Annotated in this window: 14 protein-coding genes and 1 pseudogene; 5 read left to right on the top strand and 10 right to left on the bottom strand. The window is 68.4% G+C overall.

Features of this window, described 5'->3' with window-relative positions:
* Positions 1–92: 92 nt before the first annotated feature.
* Positions 93–1187 (bottom strand): glycerate kinase, encoded by a 1095-nt coding sequence (locus ABZ004_RS38890; protein WP_355687076.1) that lies wholly within the window; start codon positions 1185–1187, stop codon positions 93–95.
* Positions 1188–1254: 67 nt separating this feature from the next.
* Here ABZ004_RS38890 and ABZ004_RS38885 point away from each other — a divergent pair, with 67 nt between their 5' ends.
* The 3 genes and pseudogenes from ABZ004_RS38885 (at position 1255) to nadA (ending at position 3229) form a co-directional block, all read left to right on the top strand.
* Positions 1255–1476: an endonuclease V gene (locus ABZ004_RS38885; RefSeq protein WP_355687094.1), complete on the top strand. Its 222-nt coding sequence runs from the start codon at positions 1255–1257 to the stop codon at positions 1474–1476.
* An 8-nt stretch (positions 1477–1484) separates the two neighbouring features.
* Positions 1485–1970 carry an NUDIX domain-containing protein gene (locus ABZ004_RS38880; RefSeq protein ID WP_355687075.1) on the top strand — a complete coding sequence of 162 codons (486 nt, stop codon included), beginning with the start codon at positions 1485–1487 and terminating at the stop codon, positions 1968–1970.
* 68 nt (positions 1971–2038) lie between these two features.
* Positions 2039–3229 (top strand): annotated as a pseudogene (nadA, locus tag ABZ004_RS38875) (quinolinate synthase NadA).
* A gap of 16 nt (positions 3230–3245) precedes the next feature.
* Here the strand turns inward: nadA and ABZ004_RS38870 are convergent.
* The 9 genes from ABZ004_RS38870 to ABZ004_RS38830 form a co-directional block, all read right to left on the bottom strand.
* Positions 3246–4391, bottom strand: coding sequence for a glycosyltransferase (locus ABZ004_RS38870; protein ID WP_355687074.1), 1146 nt, complete (start codon positions 4389–4391; stop codon positions 3246–3248).
* 270 nt (positions 4392–4661) lie between these two features.
* On the bottom strand, positions 4662–6092 hold the full coding sequence (locus ABZ004_RS38865; protein ID WP_355687072.1) for a mannitol dehydrogenase family protein: 1431 nt from the start codon (positions 6090–6092) through the stop codon (positions 4662–4664).
* Complete coding sequence (locus ABZ004_RS38860; RefSeq protein WP_355687070.1) at positions 6089–7051, bottom strand: sugar kinase; 963 nt, start codon at positions 7049–7051, stop codon at positions 6089–6091. Before ABZ004_RS38860 ends, ABZ004_RS38865 begins: the two co-directional genes overlap by 4 nt.
* Positions 7045–8259 carry a D-mannonate dehydratase ManD gene (manD, locus tag ABZ004_RS38855; protein ID WP_355687068.1) on the bottom strand — a complete coding sequence of 405 codons (1215 nt, stop codon included), beginning with the start codon at positions 8257–8259 and terminating at the stop codon, positions 7045–7047. The genes ABZ004_RS38860 and manD overlap by 7 nt, the downstream gene beginning before the upstream one ends.
* Positions 8256–9173, bottom strand: coding sequence for an ABC transporter permease subunit (locus ABZ004_RS38850; RefSeq protein ID WP_355687067.1), 918 nt, complete (start codon positions 9171–9173; stop codon positions 8256–8258). Before ABZ004_RS38850 ends, manD begins: the two co-directional genes overlap by 4 nt.
* Positions 9170–10060, bottom strand: coding sequence for a sugar ABC transporter permease (locus tag ABZ004_RS38845; RefSeq protein ID WP_355687065.1), 891 nt, complete (start codon positions 10058–10060; stop codon positions 9170–9172). The genes ABZ004_RS38850 and ABZ004_RS38845 overlap by 4 nt, the downstream gene beginning before the upstream one ends.
* Positions 10057–11178 carry an ABC transporter ATP-binding protein gene (locus ABZ004_RS38840; RefSeq protein ID WP_355687063.1) on the bottom strand — a complete coding sequence of 374 codons (1122 nt, stop codon included), beginning with the start codon at positions 11176–11178 and terminating at the stop codon, positions 10057–10059. The genes ABZ004_RS38845 and ABZ004_RS38840 overlap by 4 nt, the downstream gene beginning before the upstream one ends.
* Entirely contained in the window at positions 11175–12380 is a 1206-nt protein-coding gene (locus ABZ004_RS38835) for an extracellular solute-binding protein (RefSeq protein ID WP_355687061.1), read from the bottom strand. The genes ABZ004_RS38840 and ABZ004_RS38835 overlap by 4 nt, the downstream gene beginning before the upstream one ends.
* Positions 12381–12398: 18 nt before the next feature.
* On the bottom strand, positions 12399–13400 hold the full coding sequence (locus tag ABZ004_RS38830) for a LacI family DNA-binding transcriptional regulator (protein WP_355687059.1): 1002 nt from the start codon (positions 13398–13400) through the stop codon (positions 12399–12401).
* A gap of 200 nt (positions 13401–13600) precedes the next feature.
* Here ABZ004_RS38830 and uxaC point away from each other — a divergent pair, with 200 nt between their 5' ends.
* Positions 13601–15013, top strand: coding sequence for a glucuronate isomerase (gene uxaC, locus ABZ004_RS38825; protein ID WP_355687057.1), 1413 nt, complete (start codon positions 13601–13603; stop codon positions 15011–15013).
* Between the two features lie 900 nt (positions 15014–15913).
* On the top strand, positions 15914–17305 hold the full coding sequence (cysC, locus tag ABZ004_RS38820) for an adenylyl-sulfate kinase (protein ID WP_355687055.1): 1392 nt from the start codon (positions 15914–15916) through the stop codon (positions 17303–17305).

Raw genomic sequence — 17305 nt, 5'->3', positions numbered from 1 at the left:
GGAAGTTCCGCCGTCTTCCGGGCCAACAACCGTCGTCCCGGAACCATTCCCATGGTCGCACATCAGTTTCCAGCTTCAACAACCCTGACCATTTACCTGGCCCAGGTTCTGGCCACCCGCTCCGCGACGGCCGCCAGCGATCCGTGTGGATCGGCGAACGCCCGCTCCTCGCCGACCGCGTCGACCAGCGAATACGCCGACTCCACGCCCATCGTCCGCATCTCCCGCGACCCGATCTGTACCTTGCCGGCCAGCACGACGCAGGGCCGCATCGCCTCGTTCGCCACCTTCGCCACGCCGGAGATCACCTTGCCGTCGCGGGACTGGAAGTCGAACGCCCCCTCGCCGGAGATGACCAGGTCGACCCGGCCGGCCTTCTCGCGCAGCCCGGTCAGCTCTGCGACCAAGTCGATCCCCGACACTCGTTCCGCGCCAAGAAGTAACAGTGCGTAGCCGAGACCACCAGCTGCGCCCGCGCCCTTCGCGTCAGCGGTCTTCCGGCCGGCCAGCTCGGCGAACCTGGTCAGGTAGCCGTCCACGGCCGGCTTCCGCTCGTCGGTGATCCCCTTCTGGGTCCCGAAGATGTTGGTCGCACCCCGCAGCCCGAGCATCGGGTTCTCCACGTCACTGGCCGCCACGAACTCGATCCCCGCTGTTCTGGTCCGGGCCGGCTCGAGATCGACCTCGGTGAGATCTGCCAATCCGGCTGCGCCGGCTACTAGGTCTCCACCCGTGGCAGTGGCACCCAGTGCGGAGAGCAGACCAGCACCAGCGTCATTCGTCCCCGAGCCGCCGAGGCCGAGGATGATCCGTTTGGCTCCCGCGTCGATGGCGGCCGCGATCAGCTGGCCCACGCCGTACGTCGTACCGTCCTCCGGCCGCCGTTGGTCCTTCTCGACCAGGTGCAGCCCGCACGCCTGCGCGGTCTCGATGTACGCCGTCTCGCCCGCGACCAGGACGGTCGCCGGCACCTCGTCGCCGAGCGGTCCACGCACGGTCACCGACAGCAGCGTGCCGTCCACCACCGCCGAGAGCACATCGATGAACCCGGGCCCGCCGTCGGCCATCGGCGCCACCAGCACCTCGGCATCGGGATCCCGCCGCCGCCAGCCCTCCTCGATCGCGGCCGCAGCCTCGACCGCGGTCAACGTCCCAGCGAACTTGTCCGGAGCAATCAACACGCGCATGCCGCCCATCTTCCCCTAGATCGAACGTCTCCTCTGCCGGTGATCGGCTCCCGGACCGCCAGCGCTACTGAATGCCCTCGGCAAACTCCAGGTGACGCCCGACCTGCTGGTCTGCGACGGCCAGGGGCTCGCCGATCCTCGGCGCTTCGGGCTCGCCTGCCACCTCGGCGTACTGACCGGCATCCCCAGCATCGGCGTCGGCAAGACAGCCTTCGTCGGGACCTTCGAGGAGCCAGGGCGGGCGGCTGACCATGCGTGCCGTGCCGCGATGACCTCTCGGCAGGCATGATCAGGCGGGTGACTGAGACCGCACCCAGGCAGACCACCCACGAGTACGGCGAACGGATCGGGGCGACCGCGACGCTGAGTATCGGCGCCACCGCCGCTGTGCTCGACGGGGACCGGCTGCTGTTGAGGCGCAGCGACAACGGCGAATGGTGTATGCCGGGCGGTGGCATGGACGCGGGCGAACGACCGGCCGAGACCGCCGTACGAGAGGTCCTGGAGGAGACGGGCCTGGTCGTGCGGGTGACGGAGTTGCTCGGGGTCTACTCGAATCCGGACATCGTCGTGGCCTACCCGGACGGCAACCGGCGCCAGGTCGTCGGCATCCTCTTCCGCGCCGAACAGGTCGAAGGCACCGCGGGATTGTCCGACGAGGTCACCGAAGTCGGCTGGTTCACCGCCGCCCAAGCAGCAGACCTCACCCTCATCGCCAACCACCAACCCCTCCTCCCCACCGCCTTCGGCGCCCCCGGCCCCTACTTCAACCGTCCTGCCTAGAACCACCGACTGATCGCATTCTGGGCAGTGACGGCGGCCACGCGGCCCGAGAGGTCCTCCATGGCACGATGGTTGACGTGACGACCATTGCGACTGGTTCGAAGTCTCTTCCGCTGCTGTTCCTGGGCCGCGATACCGACCCGCACTCGGAGCGGGGGGTCGAGTGCCCCGGAGCGCTCCCGCCGGCGTCCGACCCGGATCTGGTCGAGCGGGCACTGAAGGCCAAGGCGGCGCTCGGCGACCAGGTGTTCGTGCTCGGTCACCACTACCAGCGCGACGAGGTGATCCAGTTCGCGGACGTCACGGGTGACTCGTTCAAGCTCGCCCGGGACGCGGCGGCCCGCCCCGACGCGCCGTACATCGTCTTCTGTGGTGTGCACTTCATGGCCGAGTCCGCGGACATCCTCACCAACGAGAACCAGACGGTGATCCTGCCCGACCTCGCGGCCGGCTGCTCGATGGCCGACATGGCCCGGATCCAGCAGGTCGAGGCGGCCTGGGACGCGCTCGCCGACGCCGGGATCGCGGACGTCACCGTGCCGGTCACCTACATGAACTCGAGCGCCGACATCAAGGCGTTCTGCGGGCGCAACGGCGGTGCGGTCTGTACGTCGAGCAACGCCGACGTCGCGTTGGAGTGGGCGTTCGCGCAGGGCGAGAAGGTGCTGTTCCTTCCCGACCAGCACCTCGGCCGCAACACCGCCGTACTGAAGATGGGCATCAGCCTCGACGAGTGCGTCGTGTACGACCCGCACAAGCCGGGCGGCGGACTGACGCGCCAGCAGCTCGCGGCAGCGAAGATGATCCTCTGGCGCGGCCACTGCTCGGTGCACGGCCGGTTCACGGCGGCGTCCGTCGACGACGTGCGCGCGCGGGTGCCCGAGGTGAAGGTGATCGTGCACCCCGAGTGCCAGCACGAGGTGGTCACCAAGGCCGACCTGGTCGGCTCGACGGAGTAAATCATCAAGACCCTCGACGAAGCCGAACCCGGTACGACGTGGGCCGTCGGCACCGAGCTGAATCTCGTGCAGCGGATGGCGAAACTGCACACCGACAAGAACATCCTGTTCCTGGACAAGACGGTCTGCTACTGCGCGACGATGAACCGGATCGATCTCCCGCACTTCGTCTGGGCGCTGGAGAACCTGGTCGCCGGCACCGTCGTCAACGCGATCAAGGTCGACCCCGACACCGAGAAGTACGCCAAGATCGCCCTCGACCGCATGCTCGCCCTCCCCGGCCGCCCAGCCCGCGACTAGCCGGCGGTCCAGGCTTTCAGCTTCGGGCGGGTTGGGTGGAGTACCAGTCGGCGAGGATGGCGGGGAGGCGGTCGGGGGCCCAGCGGGTGACGGGCTCGATCCGGGCCGTGATGTTGCCCAGGGCATCGGCCAGGCCGCCCACCACGTCGCCTCGCCAGGAGACGACCGCACCTTCTCCCGGACCGACCAGTGCGGCCGGCGCACCACGATCCAGGCAGACCACCGGGCAGCCACGCGCCAACGCCTCCGCGATCGTCCACGCCGCCGGCGCCCGCAACCAGGGCGCCAGCAACGCATCGGCACGCAACAACGACGCCAGCACCTGCGCCCGCGGTACGTCGCCACGGAACTCGACCCGATCCCGTACGCCGAGGTGCTCGGCCAGCCGCTCCGCCCGGCGCCAGTCGGGTCCGTCGCCCATCACGCGCAGCTCCCACCGCGCCGCCGTCGGGCGAGCGAGCGCCCTGATCGCCAGCTGGAGACCCTTGTCCGGCACGAGCCGGCCGGCGAAGACCGCAGTACGGGAGCCGACGGCACCGAATCCGTCGCCCGGTCCCCCGCCGCCGGTCACCGGGCGGATCGCCACCACCGGTTCGACCACGGCCCGGTGATGTAGCAACGTTGCCACATCGTTGTCCTGAGCAACCACCAGATCCGCCTGCCGGGCCGCTCGCCGGGCGAAGATCCGCCGCGTCACGGCCGCAGCCAGCCGTCGCCCGATCTCCGCCGTCAGACCGTCGGCGCCCAGCCAATGCGTGAGACTCCAGGGAATCGGCGTCGGCAGACTGACCGGACCCCAGATCATCCGCACGGGTTCCTTGCTCGTCGTACTGACCGGGACGCCGCGCGGACCGACCGTCAGATGGTGGATCACCGCGAAGTCGTGCTCGTCATGCAAACGTTGGACTCTGCGCGCCGCATGCCGGAACCACAAGGAATCGGACCACCAGTAGTCCCGGCGCCACGGCAGATCCAGCGGCACCACGGTCAGCCCGGGCACCGGCCGTGCGGCCAGCTCCTTGCGGATCAGCTCGGCCGAGTCGCCGCGCGTCACCAACCAGACTTCATGATCGCGGGCAGCCGCCTTGCACCACGCCCAGGTGGCTCCGGCCTCGCGACGATCCCCCGGACTGCACCTGATGGCACTGATCAGGATCTTCATCCGACCACCTTCCCCCAGGTCGCCCCGCCGGCCGATCCTTGAACGGACGTCGAACTCCGAGAGTAGGACAGGTCGCTACGCCTTGCCTAGAACGGCAACCGCTTCACCACCGAACCATCACTGGGCGTGCCGCTACAACTACACAGTGCTGACTATTTTGGGTCGATGTGGCAACGATGCCTGGCAGGGCCCGGTCGTCACGGGATGGCGACCGCAGGTGGAGCACTTGCGAGTCGCACAGGGTTGCCGTTGCGGGAAGGTGCAAATCAGTCAGCGGCGCTGCAGGCTGGTCACTCCCTCGATCAGCAGTGCGCGGAAGGTCTGGTCCGCGGCGAGTTGTTCGTCGAAGACGGTGTCGACGGACAGCAGCGCGTCGACCAGACCGGCTGCTCCCGGACCGGCTTTGGCGACAGCTTCGCGGAGGCGGGTTGCCTGCGGATCGTCGAGCGGGAGTTCACGTCCGTTGGCGTCCTTGCCGGTCGCGACATAGACCATCCAGCCGGCGACCGCGAGCGAGGCGAACCGGGGACCGGCGCCGGCCGCGAGCCGATCGCGCACGGTACCGAGCAGCCGGACCGGAAGTTTGACCGAACCGTCCATCGCGACCTGCGCGGTCCGATGCTTCAACGCCGGATTCGCGAAGCGCTCCAGCACGCTCGTCCCGTACGCCGTGAGGTCGAGCCCCTCCGGTGGCGTCAACGTCGGTACGACGTCGTACGCCAGCAGCTCGCCCGCCAACTCAGCAAGCTCGGGGTCGCGGACTGCCTCGGCGATCGTCTCGTAGCCCCGCAATCCACCAAGGTAGGCGAGCATCGAGTGCGTCGCGTTGAGCATCCTCAACTTTGCTTGCTCCCACGGCGCGACATCGTCGGTGAGCACAGCGCCCGCCTGCTCCCACGCCGGCCGCGCGCCCGCGAAGTCGTCCTCGATCACCCACTGCAGGAAGGGCTCGGCAACAACCAACGCCTCATCCCGTACGCCGAGAAGTCGCGCCGCCTCGTCCCGGTCGGCCTCGGTCGTCGCCGGCACGATCCGATCCACCATGCTCGCTGGAAACCGCGCCAGCTCCAGCTGCTCTGTCATCTTGTGCTGACCAGCAACTGCGTAGTCGTCCATCAGCCGCCGCAAGAAGGGGCCGTTGGCAACGAGATTGTCACAGGAGAGGATCGTCAACGGTCCTGCACCGGTTTCGGCCCGCCGGACGAGGCCGGCCGCCAATTGCCCGACGACTGTGCGGGGCGGTCGTCCGGCCAGGTCTTGCTGGATCTCCGGATCGCTCAGATCGAGGCCGCCGCTGGTGACGGCCCGGTACCCCTTCTCGGTCACCGTCAAGGTCACGACGGAAACTCCCGGATCCGCGATCCGCGCGACGACGGCGTCCGGATCCTCGGGCGCCGTCAGCACCTCGCGGATGCTTGCGATCACCTGGATGGCCGGCGAATCGAGGCCGCGCGTGAGTACGGAGTACAGGCTGTCCTGTGGTGCGAGCTGGTCGCGCACGGAGGCGGAGCGCTGGCTGACTCCGCTGATCCCCCAGCGCGTCTCGCCGGTGATCGCGGCAGCCCGCTCGGTGAACACCGCCTGATGTGCGCGATGAAACGCCCCGAGTCCAAGGTGGACGATCCCGACGGTCAATTCCCGTGGATCCACCCCCGGCTTCATCCCGGCCGGCAAACTCTGCAAACTCAACCGCTCGCTCACCCACACACCTCCGCTGCTTCTTCGCTGACTTTCACGAACTGGTGGTTCGCGTGGGCTCTCGATTCTTCGAGGGTGGCGACCCGGCCGGTACCACCGATGCCTCCGACGGAGAGGGAGGCGGCTGCAACGCCGAGCTGCACTGCGTCGCGCAGCGAGTCGCCGAGAGCCAAGCGGGCGGTGACTGTGCCCGCGAAAGAGTCGCCTGCGCCGGTTTGGTCGACCACTGCCGGTGCTGGGATCGCGGGGGACTCGGTGAATTCGCCACCGTCGTCCAGCAGGACGCCGTCGACCCCACGAGTCAGTGCGACCGCCTGCACCCCGAGCTCTCGGAGCGCGGCGCAGACAGCAACTGGATCCTGGGAATCGCTGACCAGTTGCGCCTCCCGAGGCCAGGCAGGCGTGATCAATCGGGTGAACGGCGCGAGCGTCCGCAAGTGCCGGGCTGCTCCGGCAGCATCGACCAGGCGGGGACGCCAGTTCGGGTCGTAGACAAAGCATCGCGCGTTGGCCGCTGCCACTTGGACCGCCTTGGCCGAGAGCGGCGAGATCGCGCACGCGATCCCACTTGCGAGCACTGCACCTGCCTTCGCGATCAGGTCGACCGGAACGTCTCCCGGTCCGAGTCCGGAGCCGGCACTCCCCCGGCGTACGTAGATGAACTCGCGCGCCCCGGACGGATCGGCATGTTGCAGATACAAGCCGTGCTGCCCGCTCACTCGCATCACCAGTGCCGTGTCGATGCCTAGGGCAACCACTCGCTCGAGCAACCGGTCCCCCAGCTCGTCGTCGGGGACCCGAGCGAGCAACGCCGTACGGGCGCCTGCTGCCGCGGACGCCGCTGCCGCGTTGAGCGCGTCGCCGGAGAAGTTCAGGGTGAGGGCAACGCCCGCGTCGAGTGGCTCGGTGGAGCTCAGCTCGACCAGGATCTCGCCCAGCACGACGACGTCAGGCATCACCATGGGTGCACCGTTCCGTCCTCCAACCGGTTCACCGGCAGGTAGGCCGGGCGGTACGGACACTCGGCCGCGGCGTCTTCGTCGAGATCGACGCCGAGCCCTGGCGCGTCGCTCGGCTGCAGGTAGCCGTCGTCGAAGGTGTATCCGTGTGGGAAGACCGCATCGGTCTCCGCCGAATGCGGCATGTATTCCTGCAGCCCGAAGTTCGGGATCGAGACGTCCAATTGCAGCGCGGCCGAGAGGCAGACCGGCGACAGATCGGTCGCTCCGTGCGAGCCACTCCGGACGTGGTGCAGTGCGGCCAGGTCGAAGATCCGGCGCAGGTGCGTGATCCCGCCCGCATGCACCACCGTCGTACGGATGAAGTCGATGAGCTGCTCCTGGATCAGCTGCTGACAATCCCAGATGCTGTTGAACACCTCACCGACCGCGATCGGTGTGGTGGTGTGCTGCCGGATCAGCCGGAACCCTTCCTGCAGCTCGGCGCGCACCGGATCCTCGATCCAGTACGGCGTGTAGGGCTCGAGTGATTTGCCGAGCCGCGCGGCCTCGATCGGGGTCAACCGGTGATGGACGTCGTGCAGCAGCCGGAGCGTCGGCCCGAACTCGTCACGGACCTTCGCGAAGACCGACGGCACGTGCGCGAGGTACTTCTCGGTCGACCAGGCGCTCTCCTCGGGGAGCGCCAGGTCGGCGTTCGCCGGCTCGTACGTCGTACCGGCATGGCCCACGCCGTACGTCGAGGGCAGGCCGGGGACCCCGGTCTGGATCCGGACCGCCTTGTAGCCGAGGGCAACGAAGCGGTCGACCTCCTTCAGCAGGTCTTCGGTCGTCTCGGCACTCGCATGGCCGTAGACGGTGACGCCGTCGCGACTCCGGCCGCCGAGCATCTGGTAGACGGGCAGCCCGGCGACCTTGCCCTTGATGTCCCACAGCGCGGTGTCCACGGCTGCGATCGCTGACATCGTGACCGGTCCGCGTCGCCAGTACGCCCCCTGGTAGAGGTACTGCCAGGTGTCCTCGATCCGGGCCGGATCACGGCCGATCAGCAGCGGTACGACGTGTTCGGTCAGGTACGCGGCCACGGCGAGCTCGCGGCCGTTGAGCGTCGCGTCGCCGATCCCGTACACGCCTTCGTCGGTCACGAGCTTGAGCGTGACGAAGTTGCGGCCGGGACTGGTGACGACGACCTTCGCCTCGGTGATCCTCATTCCGGTTCCTCCTTGACCCGGGCGACCAGCTGGGTCGGATTCACGAACCGGAGGGCGACGACGAGCAGCACCAGCATCATCGACGTGTAGATCACGGCCATCGCGTCGACGGACTGCTGGGCGCGGATGCCTGCGGCTGACATGGAGTAGTAGAGAGCGACGACGAGGGTCTGGGAATCCGGGCCGGCCGTCAGGAAGGTGAGCTCGAACATGCCGACCGTGCGGACCAGAACCAGGATCGCCGAAGCGAGCAGGCCGGGCACGAGGAGCGGCGCGAGGATCTTGAGGAACACCGCCCTGGTTCCGGCACCGAGCATCCGGGCGGCACTCTCGATCCGCGGATCGACCTGCTCGATGAACGGCGTCATCGTCAGGATCACGAACGGCACGGACGGGACCAGGTTGGCCAGGACGACGCCGGACAGGTGGCCGGCGAAGCCGAACTTGTAGAGCACCGTCGCGAGTGGGATGCCGTAGGTGATCGGTGGCATCAGGATCGGCAGCAGGAAGGTGAGGTAGACGAGCCGCTTGCCCGGAAAGTCCTGCCTGGCGAGCACGTACGCCGCGGGCGCGCCGACCAGGACCGACAGGACGACCACGAGCGCCGACGCGATCAGTGTCACCGTGATGACGTGGAAGAGGCCGAACTCGTGCCAGGCCTCGCCGTACCACTGGGTCGTGAACCCGGTCGGCAACCAGGTGTCGAACCAGCGTCGGCCGAACGAGCTGACCAGCACCGAGCCGACAACGCCGGCCAGGTTGACGAAGAAGAAGATCACCACGGCCCAGATCACCCAGGCAGTCGGCGTCGCCCTGAGCGCCCGGCGTACTCCCGTGGGCCGGCCGCCAGTGGGCCGGCCGCCGGTGGGCCGGCCGCCGGTCGACGTGCTGTCGGGCACTATCGTCGCGCTCATCCTTTGCCTCCCGTCGATCCGGTGTAGAGCCGGGATCGCCAGACCAGCACGATCGCGACCACGACGAGCTCGACGGCGCCCATGATCATCGCGATCGCCGAGGCGTAGGCGTAGTCGTACTGCTCGTAGGCCGCCTGGTACGCCGCGAGCGAGATGACCCTGGTCGAACCGGCCGGGTTGCCGACCAGCACCGCCGACGGGAACACCGAGAACGCCAGCACGAAGGTGAGCAGGAACGTGGTGGCGAGCCCGGGAGCCAGGAGCGGCAGGGTGATCCGGCGGAATCGCTGTGACCGCGAGGCGCCCAGGGTCGCCGCTGCTCGTTCGAGCGTCGGGTCGATGCCGCTCAGGTAGGACAGCACGAGCAGGAAGGCGAACGGGAAACCGGTGATGATGAGCGAGAAGAAGACGCCCCAGTAGTTGTTCGTCAGCCGGATCGGGTCGTCGGTCAGGCCGATGCCCATCAGCACCCGGTTGAACCAGCCGGTCGGGCCGAGGAAGTTGAGCAGGCCTTGCGCGGTCAGCACCGTGCCGAGGGTGATCGGGATGACCAGCACCGTCGTCATCAGCCGCTTGCCGCGGAACCTGCCGCGCATCCGGAACGCGATCGGTACCGCGGCCAGGACGTTCAGCAGGGCTGCGGGCAGGGCGATCTTCAGGGTGGTGAAGATCGTGTCGCGCTGGTAGGCGTCGCTGAAGAACTTCTGGTAGTCGGCGAACGCCCCACCACCGTTCATCGGCTGGAACGACAGGCTGAGGCCGTAGACGAACGGGTAGATGAAGAGCACCAGTACGAAGACCGTTGCTGGAAGCAACAACCAGAGCCGCCGGTCCACCCCGCGCTCGGCCAGCCGGTGCCGCCAGTTCAGCGCGTCGGCCGTACTCATACCGCCAGCCCCGCGGTGGCCAGTTCCGCGGTCTGCGGGTCGGTCGATCCGTCGGACGGGTACACCAGGAGCCGTCCGGGCGTGATCGTGATCGACACGTGCTCGCCTGGCACGACCTTGCGGTCGGTCCGGGTGTGTAGCCGAACGCCGTCCGGCAACACGACCTCGGCGGCCAGCTCGCGGCCCTGATACTCGACGACCTCGACCCGTCCGCGCAGCCCGGTCACGTCGTCGTTCCCCAACCGCACATCCTCCGGCCGCACCGCCGCAATCACCTGATCCCCGGCCGTCAAACCACCACCGTTGTCGTGTTGGGCTGCCCCCTCGACGGTCGCACCACCCAAGGGAACGACGATCTTGTTTCCGTCGACTCGGGTTGCGGTGAGGGGTAGGAGGTTGCGGTAGCCCATGAAGTCGGCGACGTGCCAGGTGGCCGGTTCGGTGTGGACCTCTTCGGGGGTGCCGATCTGCTGGACCCGGCCGAGGCGCATGACGACGAGGCGGTCGGCCATGCTGAGCGCCTCCTCCTGGTCATGGGTGACATAGACCGTGGTGAGGCCGAGCGACTGGTGCAGCCTTCTGATCTCGGTCCGCATCTCCAGCCGGAGCTTGGCGTCCAGGTTGCTCAGTGGTTCGTCCATCAGCACCAGCGAGGGTTCGAGCACGGTGGCCCGGGCGATCGCGACTCGCTGCTGCTGACCACCGGAGAGCTGCCCGGGCAGCTTGCTCGCGTGATCAGCCAGCCGGACCATGTCGATCGCCGCTTCGGTCCGCCGGCGGACCTCGTCCTTCGGTAACCGGCGCATCCGCAGTCCGAAGGCGATGTTGTCGCGCACGGTGAGGTGCGGGAAGAGCGCGTAGTTCTGGAACACCATGCCGAAGCCGCGCTTCTCCGGTGGCAGCGTGTCGATCCGCTGGTCGTCCTGCCAGATGCTCCCCGCGGTCAGCGGCAACAACCCGGCCAGACAGTTCAGCGCGGTCGACTTGCCACACCCGGACGGTCCGAGCAGCGCGATGAACTCGCCCCGCCGAATCGTCAGATCCAGGTCGGCCAGAGCGTCCGCCGTACCGAATCTCCGGCCCACTCCGGCCAGCCGGAGTTCGTCGAATCCACTCACGACTTCTTCACCTTGCTACCGCCGACCTCGCGATCCCACTTGTCGAAGGCGGCGACCAGGCTTTTGGCGTCCAGCGGCACCTCGGTCGGGTTCTCCGCGATGAGCTTGTCGTACTCCGGGCGGCCGTAGTCCCTGATCGCGTCCTGGCTCTCCTGCGGTGCCTGGCTCAGCTCGACACCCTTGATCGCGGGCCCCGGATAGAAGTAGCCCTTGTCGTACGCCTTCGCCTGCTGCTCCGGGGTGAGCATGGACTGCAGCAACTGCAGGATCGCGGCCTGCTTGTCCGTGGAGACACCCTTCGGGACCACGGCGTAGTGCGCGTCGGTGACCCAGTGGAAGCCCTTCAGCGTGCTAATCGCGGCTTCCTTCGGCACCGTGCCGAGCACCCGCGGGTTGATGTCCCAGCCGGTGGTGCTGACGATGATGTTCGACGAGCCGTTCGCCAGCGCCTTCATCGTGTCCGCGGTGCCGGATGGGTAGTAGTCGACGTACTGGTTCAGCTCCTTGAGATACGCCCAGGTCTTGTCCCAGCCGTTCACCGGGTCCTTGGGGTCCTTGTCGCCGAGCACGTAGGGCAGGCCCATCAGGAAGGTCCGGCCGGGACCGGAGTTCGCCGGTCGTGCGTACATCACTTTGCCCTTGTTGGCCTTCGCGTAGGCGAGCAGTTCCTCGGCGCTCGTCGGTGGCTTCGACACCTTGGCCGGCAGGTACTCGAGCAGCGGGCCCGACGGGTAGTAGGTGACCGTAACACCACTGTTGCCGGCCAGCTCCTGCATCTTCTGCGCCGGCGGGAGGTAGTCCTTCATCCCGGGCAGCCGGTCGGCGTACTTCGGGAGCAAGTCGTTCCACAGGCCTTGCTGCTGGCCGGCGGACAGGCCGTCGGTGCCGGTCAGCACCAGGTCGATGTCGACCCGGTTCGCGTTCTGCTGGGCCTTGATCTTCCCGGCCAGCTCAGGAGCGGGTGCCTTCGAGTAGGTGACCTTGGAGATCACGTCCGAGTGCTGTTTGACGAACTCGTCGATCATCCCCTGGGTCAGCTGGAGGTCGCCGGCCACGTCCAGGATGTTCAGCGTGACCGCCTTGGCCGGCTTGTCCGGCACGTCGCCGGTACTGTCGGCCGACGGTTTCCCCGCGGTCGGGGCTCCACAGGCGGCCAGCACCGCGAGGGTGCCGGCGGCGGCAATCATCCGGAAGGGGCGCATCGGACTGTCTCCTCTGATTCAGGGTCGTGCCGGGTCTGGTGCCACGCCGGTGGAAGCCCGCACCATCAGTTCGCCGTGCAGCGTGGCGCGGAGGCTGATCGACCCGGGGTCGCGGTCCTCCAGCAGTCCGAGCATCAGCTCGACGGCGAGCCGGCCGGACTTCTGCTTGGGCAGCCGCACGGTGGTCAGGGCGGGATGAGCCATCCGGGACATGGCGATGTCGTCGACGCCGACCACGCTGAGGTCGTCAGGCACCGAGATTCCCCGTGCGTGCAGGCGGGACAGCAGGCCGATCGCGACCAGGTCGTTGTAGGCGACCACGGCGGTCGCCCGCTTGGCCACCACCTGGTCGGCCGCCGCGATCCCGCCGTCGTACGAGGGCTGGAACCAGCCGACCGGGGCCACCTCGACGCGGTTGTCGTTCGCGGCGGCGACCAGGCCGATCATCCGCTGTTTGTTGGACCAGGACGTCTTCGGGCCACCGACCCAGGCGATCCGGCGATGGCCGAGCGCGACCAGGTGGTCGACCGCCAGCCGCATCGCTTCCCTGTTGTCGAAGGTCACCGCCGGGACGCCCTCGACCAGCCGGTTGATCAGGACGACGTTCGTCTCCTGGGCCAGGCCGATGAGTTCGTGGTCAGACGCGCGGGGTGAGCACAGGATCATCCCGTCGACCTGCTTGGCCAGGGCCCTGACCAGCCCGATCTCGGTGGTCGCGTTCTCGTCGGAGTCGGCCACGAAGACCGAGACGTCGGACTCGCCGGCCCGCGCCTGGACGCCCTTGACGACGCTCGGGAAGAACGGGTTCGCGAGGTCCGGCACGACCAGGCCGATGTTGCCGGTCCGGCCGGTGATCAGGCCGCGGGCCGCCTTGTTCGGCGCGTAGCCGAGGGTGTCGGCGGCGGCCATCACCCGGGCCCTGGTGGTGGGATTGACCACGCCGGGCATGGACAGCGCACGCGAGACGGTCGACGGCGACACCCCGGCCAGGCGCGCGACATCGCGAATCGTTGCGGGCATCGCCACCTCCTCCAAGCTGTCCGACGCCGCGGTCGGCTGTTCGTGCGGCGAGTCTGCAATCGGTTGCAGTGTTGTGTCAAGCGTTCGTCCCTTTACTTGTGGACAATCGTCGATTTCCTTTCTGTAGCAGGGCTGTGCGATGCTTGACGGACCGCAATCCTTTGCAGAACCTGTTGCAGCCGACACCTGACGGAGGACCCATGCCGAAGGCCCTGCAGCCCCATCCGGACCGTGCTCTGCCCGCCGGCGAGGCCCGCGACGTGGCCCGGCGGATCCACGACTCGACCCGCTCGCTGCCACTGCTCTGTCTGCACGGCCATGTGGATGCCGGGCTGTTCGCCGACGACGAGGCGTTCGGCAACCCTGCCGATCTGCTGGTCGTGCCGGACCACTACGTGACCCGGATGCTCGTCTCCCAGGGCGTATCACCGGACCGGCTCGGACTCCCCCGCGTCGACGGCACCCGGACGGCCGAGCCGCGCGAGATCTGGCGCGAGTTCTGCTCGCACTGGCACCTCTTCCTCGGCACGCCCAGCCGCTACTGGCTGGAACACGAGTTCGCCGAGGTGCTCGGGCTGACGGTGGCGCCGTCGGCAGAGACCGCCGATGACCTGTACGACGAGATCTCGGCGCGACTGAAGGAGCCCGAGTTCCGGCCGCGTGCCTTGCTCGACCGGTTCGGGATCGAGGTCATCTCGACCACCGACGGGGCCACCGACGACCTGGCCCAGCACGCGAAGATCGCGGCCGACCTGCCCGGACGGGTGATCCCGACGTTCCGTCCCGACGCGCTGGTGCACCTCGACCGGCCCGGCTGGAGCGATCTCGCCCGCCGGCTGGGCGAAATGGCCGGCGCCGACACCACGTCGTACGAGGGATACCTGCAGGCACTGCGGCAGCGGCGGCAGGCATTCATCGCGGCGGGGGCACTGGCGACGGACCACGGGCATCTGAGTGCGGCGGCGACACCGCTGGCTCCAGACGATGCCGGCCGGATCTACTCGGCAGCGTTGCGCGGCGACGTGTCCGCCGAGGACGCGGCTGCGTTCGCGGGGAACATGCTGTTCCAGATGGCGGAGATGTCGGCCGAGGACGGGCTGGTGCTGCAGTTGCATCCCGGCGTACTGCGGGATCACGATCCGGGGATCCACGCGACGTACGGAGCCGACCAGGGGCACGACATTCCGGTGGCGGCGGAGTTCACGCGTTCGCTGCGGCCGTTGCTGGAGCGGTTCGGGCATGCCGAGGGGTTCCGGATGGTGCTGTTCACCGTTGACGAGACGGTCTACTCACGGGAGCTCGCGCCGCTGGCAGGCGTCTACCCGAGCCTTCGGCTGGGGGCGCCGTGGTGGTTCCTGGACAGCCCGGACGGGATGCGCCGCTTCCGCGAACTGGTCACCGAAACGGCCGGCTTCTACAACACGTCGGGCTTCGTCGACGACACCCGCGCGTTCCTGTCGATCCCGGCCCGCCACGACCTGGCCCGCCGCATCGACGCCGGCTACCTCGCCAAACTCGTCGTCGAACACCGCCTCGACGAAGACGACGCCTTCCAGGTAGCCCAAGACCTCGCCTACAACCTAGCCGCCACCACCTACGCCCGCCGCCCCTAGCCACCACCCCACCAAAGTCGTCCACCCGCGTAAGCCGGTTCACCCACTCGCCCCCTGCTCGGGTGCTCTATCAACTGCCCGCCCACCGGTAGTCGGGCCGAGTCGCCACCGGCCAAACGGCGAGTACCACCGACTCCCCCACATCGTTCGCCCGGTGGCACTCATCTCCTCGCCAACGCCTGAGACCCACTTGTGGTCAAACGCCTGGGGCCCACTCGTGGTCAACGCCTGGGGCCGACCTGGCATTCATGCACGCAGCGGCACCGGTGTGCGAGGTGCACTTCCCGGATCGACTCGCCGCCGGAGGTCTCATTTACCGGCTCGACCGGCCGTGCCTTCTTCACCTACCGGCTCGACTCGCGGATTTGCTCGCGAAAAATCGGCGAGTCGAACCGGTAGGTCGACCGGGACCAGCGAGTCGAGCCGGTAGGTCGCGCGGCATGCGGCCAGTCGAGACGGCAAGTGCCGCCGGTGATGCCTCCGGTCCTGAGGTCGTAGGTGTGGGTGAAGCGGTGAGCGGGTGGGTGGGTGACGTGGTGGGCGGGTGGGTGGGTGACGTGGTGGGCGGGTGAAGCGATGAGCGGGGTGGGCGGGTGACGGGGTGGATGGGTGAAGCGATGACCGGGGTGGATGGGTGACCTGGCGGGTGGGTGAAGCAATGAGCGGGGTGGGTGGGTGACGTGGTGAGCTAGCGGGGTGGGTGGGGTGGTGGCGGTTGGGGTGGGAATGGGGGAGACTAGGCGCGGGTGACCGTGAGTCACCGGGGGAATGACGGGGTGCCTGCCTTGGGTGGGTGATCACAGCTGGGGGGCTGGTGTGCTGGAGGAAGCTACGCGTATGCAGTGGCGCGCGGTAGGGGATGCACGGGCCGGAGCGCCGGTCGTGTGTCCGTGTGATCGGGTGGTTGCCGATGTGCGGTTGGCGCTGCGTGGCGTGCGGATACCGGTCGCGGTGCTGGGCGATGTGCTGGGCGATCTGACTGTTGGTGAAGGTGCTGCCCGCGGACGCGTGCGGGTGCCGGCCGGCGCGGACGAGATCGCGAAGGCGCTGACGGTTGGCGAGTTGGTGGTCGGGGACTGCGAATCGACTCCGGTCGCCGTGCTGACCGAGCTCGCGGCCGGCGACGGTTGGGTCGAAGGGCGTTTGTCGGGCGTGGGCGCGGCGGGCGCCGTCGTACCGGTGGCCGACGGCGAGACGCGAGTTGTGGTGTGCGCCGCCCGGCCGTTGACCGAGGTCGACGTCGAGCAGTTGCGCGGGTTCGGGGCCGACGAAGTGCTGGTGGTTGCGCCCGATAGCGGCGCTACCCCGGATGGCCTGCCTGCGTGGGTGTTGCGGCAGTGTCTGGAGTTGGTGGCGCCCGAGGGTTTCAGCGTGGTCCCGTTGCCGGTCAGTTGGCGCGGCAATGCGCTTGACGACGAACTGGCGCAGGCGATCGGTGATCGGCTGGACGCAAGCCAGGTGCTGCGGCTTCGCCCGGCGGTCGAGGGTGGGAACGAGGGGTGGGTCGAGGCTTTGCAGGCTGTCTCCTGGGCGACCAGTGAGATGGCTGGGAGCAACGATGTCCTGCTGGCCAAGGTGATGCCGGTGCTGAGCCGCTGGCGGCCGCCGCGGCGCGAGCGGGGTGTGGTGGTGTTCTTCACCGGGTTCTCCGGTTCGGGGAAATCGACTCTGGCCAAGAGCCTCGCGGAGTACCTCGAAGAGCACGGGGACCGGAAGGTGACCTTGCTGGACGGCGATATCGTCCGGCGGATGTTGTCGGCGGGGCTCGGGTTCGATCGGGCCGGGCGGGATCTGAACGTACGCCGGATCGGGTTCGTGGCGGCCGAGGTCGCGCGGCACGGGGGGATCGCCGTCTGCGCGCCGATCGCGCCGTACGCCGAATCGCGGGCCGCTGTTCGCGAGATGGTCGAGGCGGCCGGCGATCTGGTGCTCGTACACGTCGCCACGCCGCTCGAGGAATGTGAACGGCGGGATGTCAAAGGGCTGTACAAGAAGGCCAGGGCGGGCGTGGTCACGCAGTTCACCGGCATCAGCGACCCGTACGACGTACCGCTGGATGCCGATCTCCGGATCGACACCACCGGCGTGAAAACCTCGGAATCCCTTGCCGTCATCACCGACTACCTCGCCACCGGCGGCTGGCTCTCCGCAACCACCGCCCGGCACGCCGCAACACACCGCACCCCCAACCCCGCTACACCCACCGCCGGAGCGGCTGGTGCTGGAGCGCCCGGTGCTGGAGTGGGTGGCGCTGCATCCGGCGTTGGCGCCTCGATGGATCCGGAAGGCTGA

Source organism: Kribbella sp. NPDC006257, assembly GCF_040613535.1.
Classification (GTDB): Bacteria; Actinomycetota; Actinomycetes; order Propionibacteriales; family Kribbellaceae; genus Kribbella.
The sequence above is the reverse complement of the archived record's forward strand: the minus strand, read 5'-3'. Positions and strand labels throughout refer to the sequence as shown.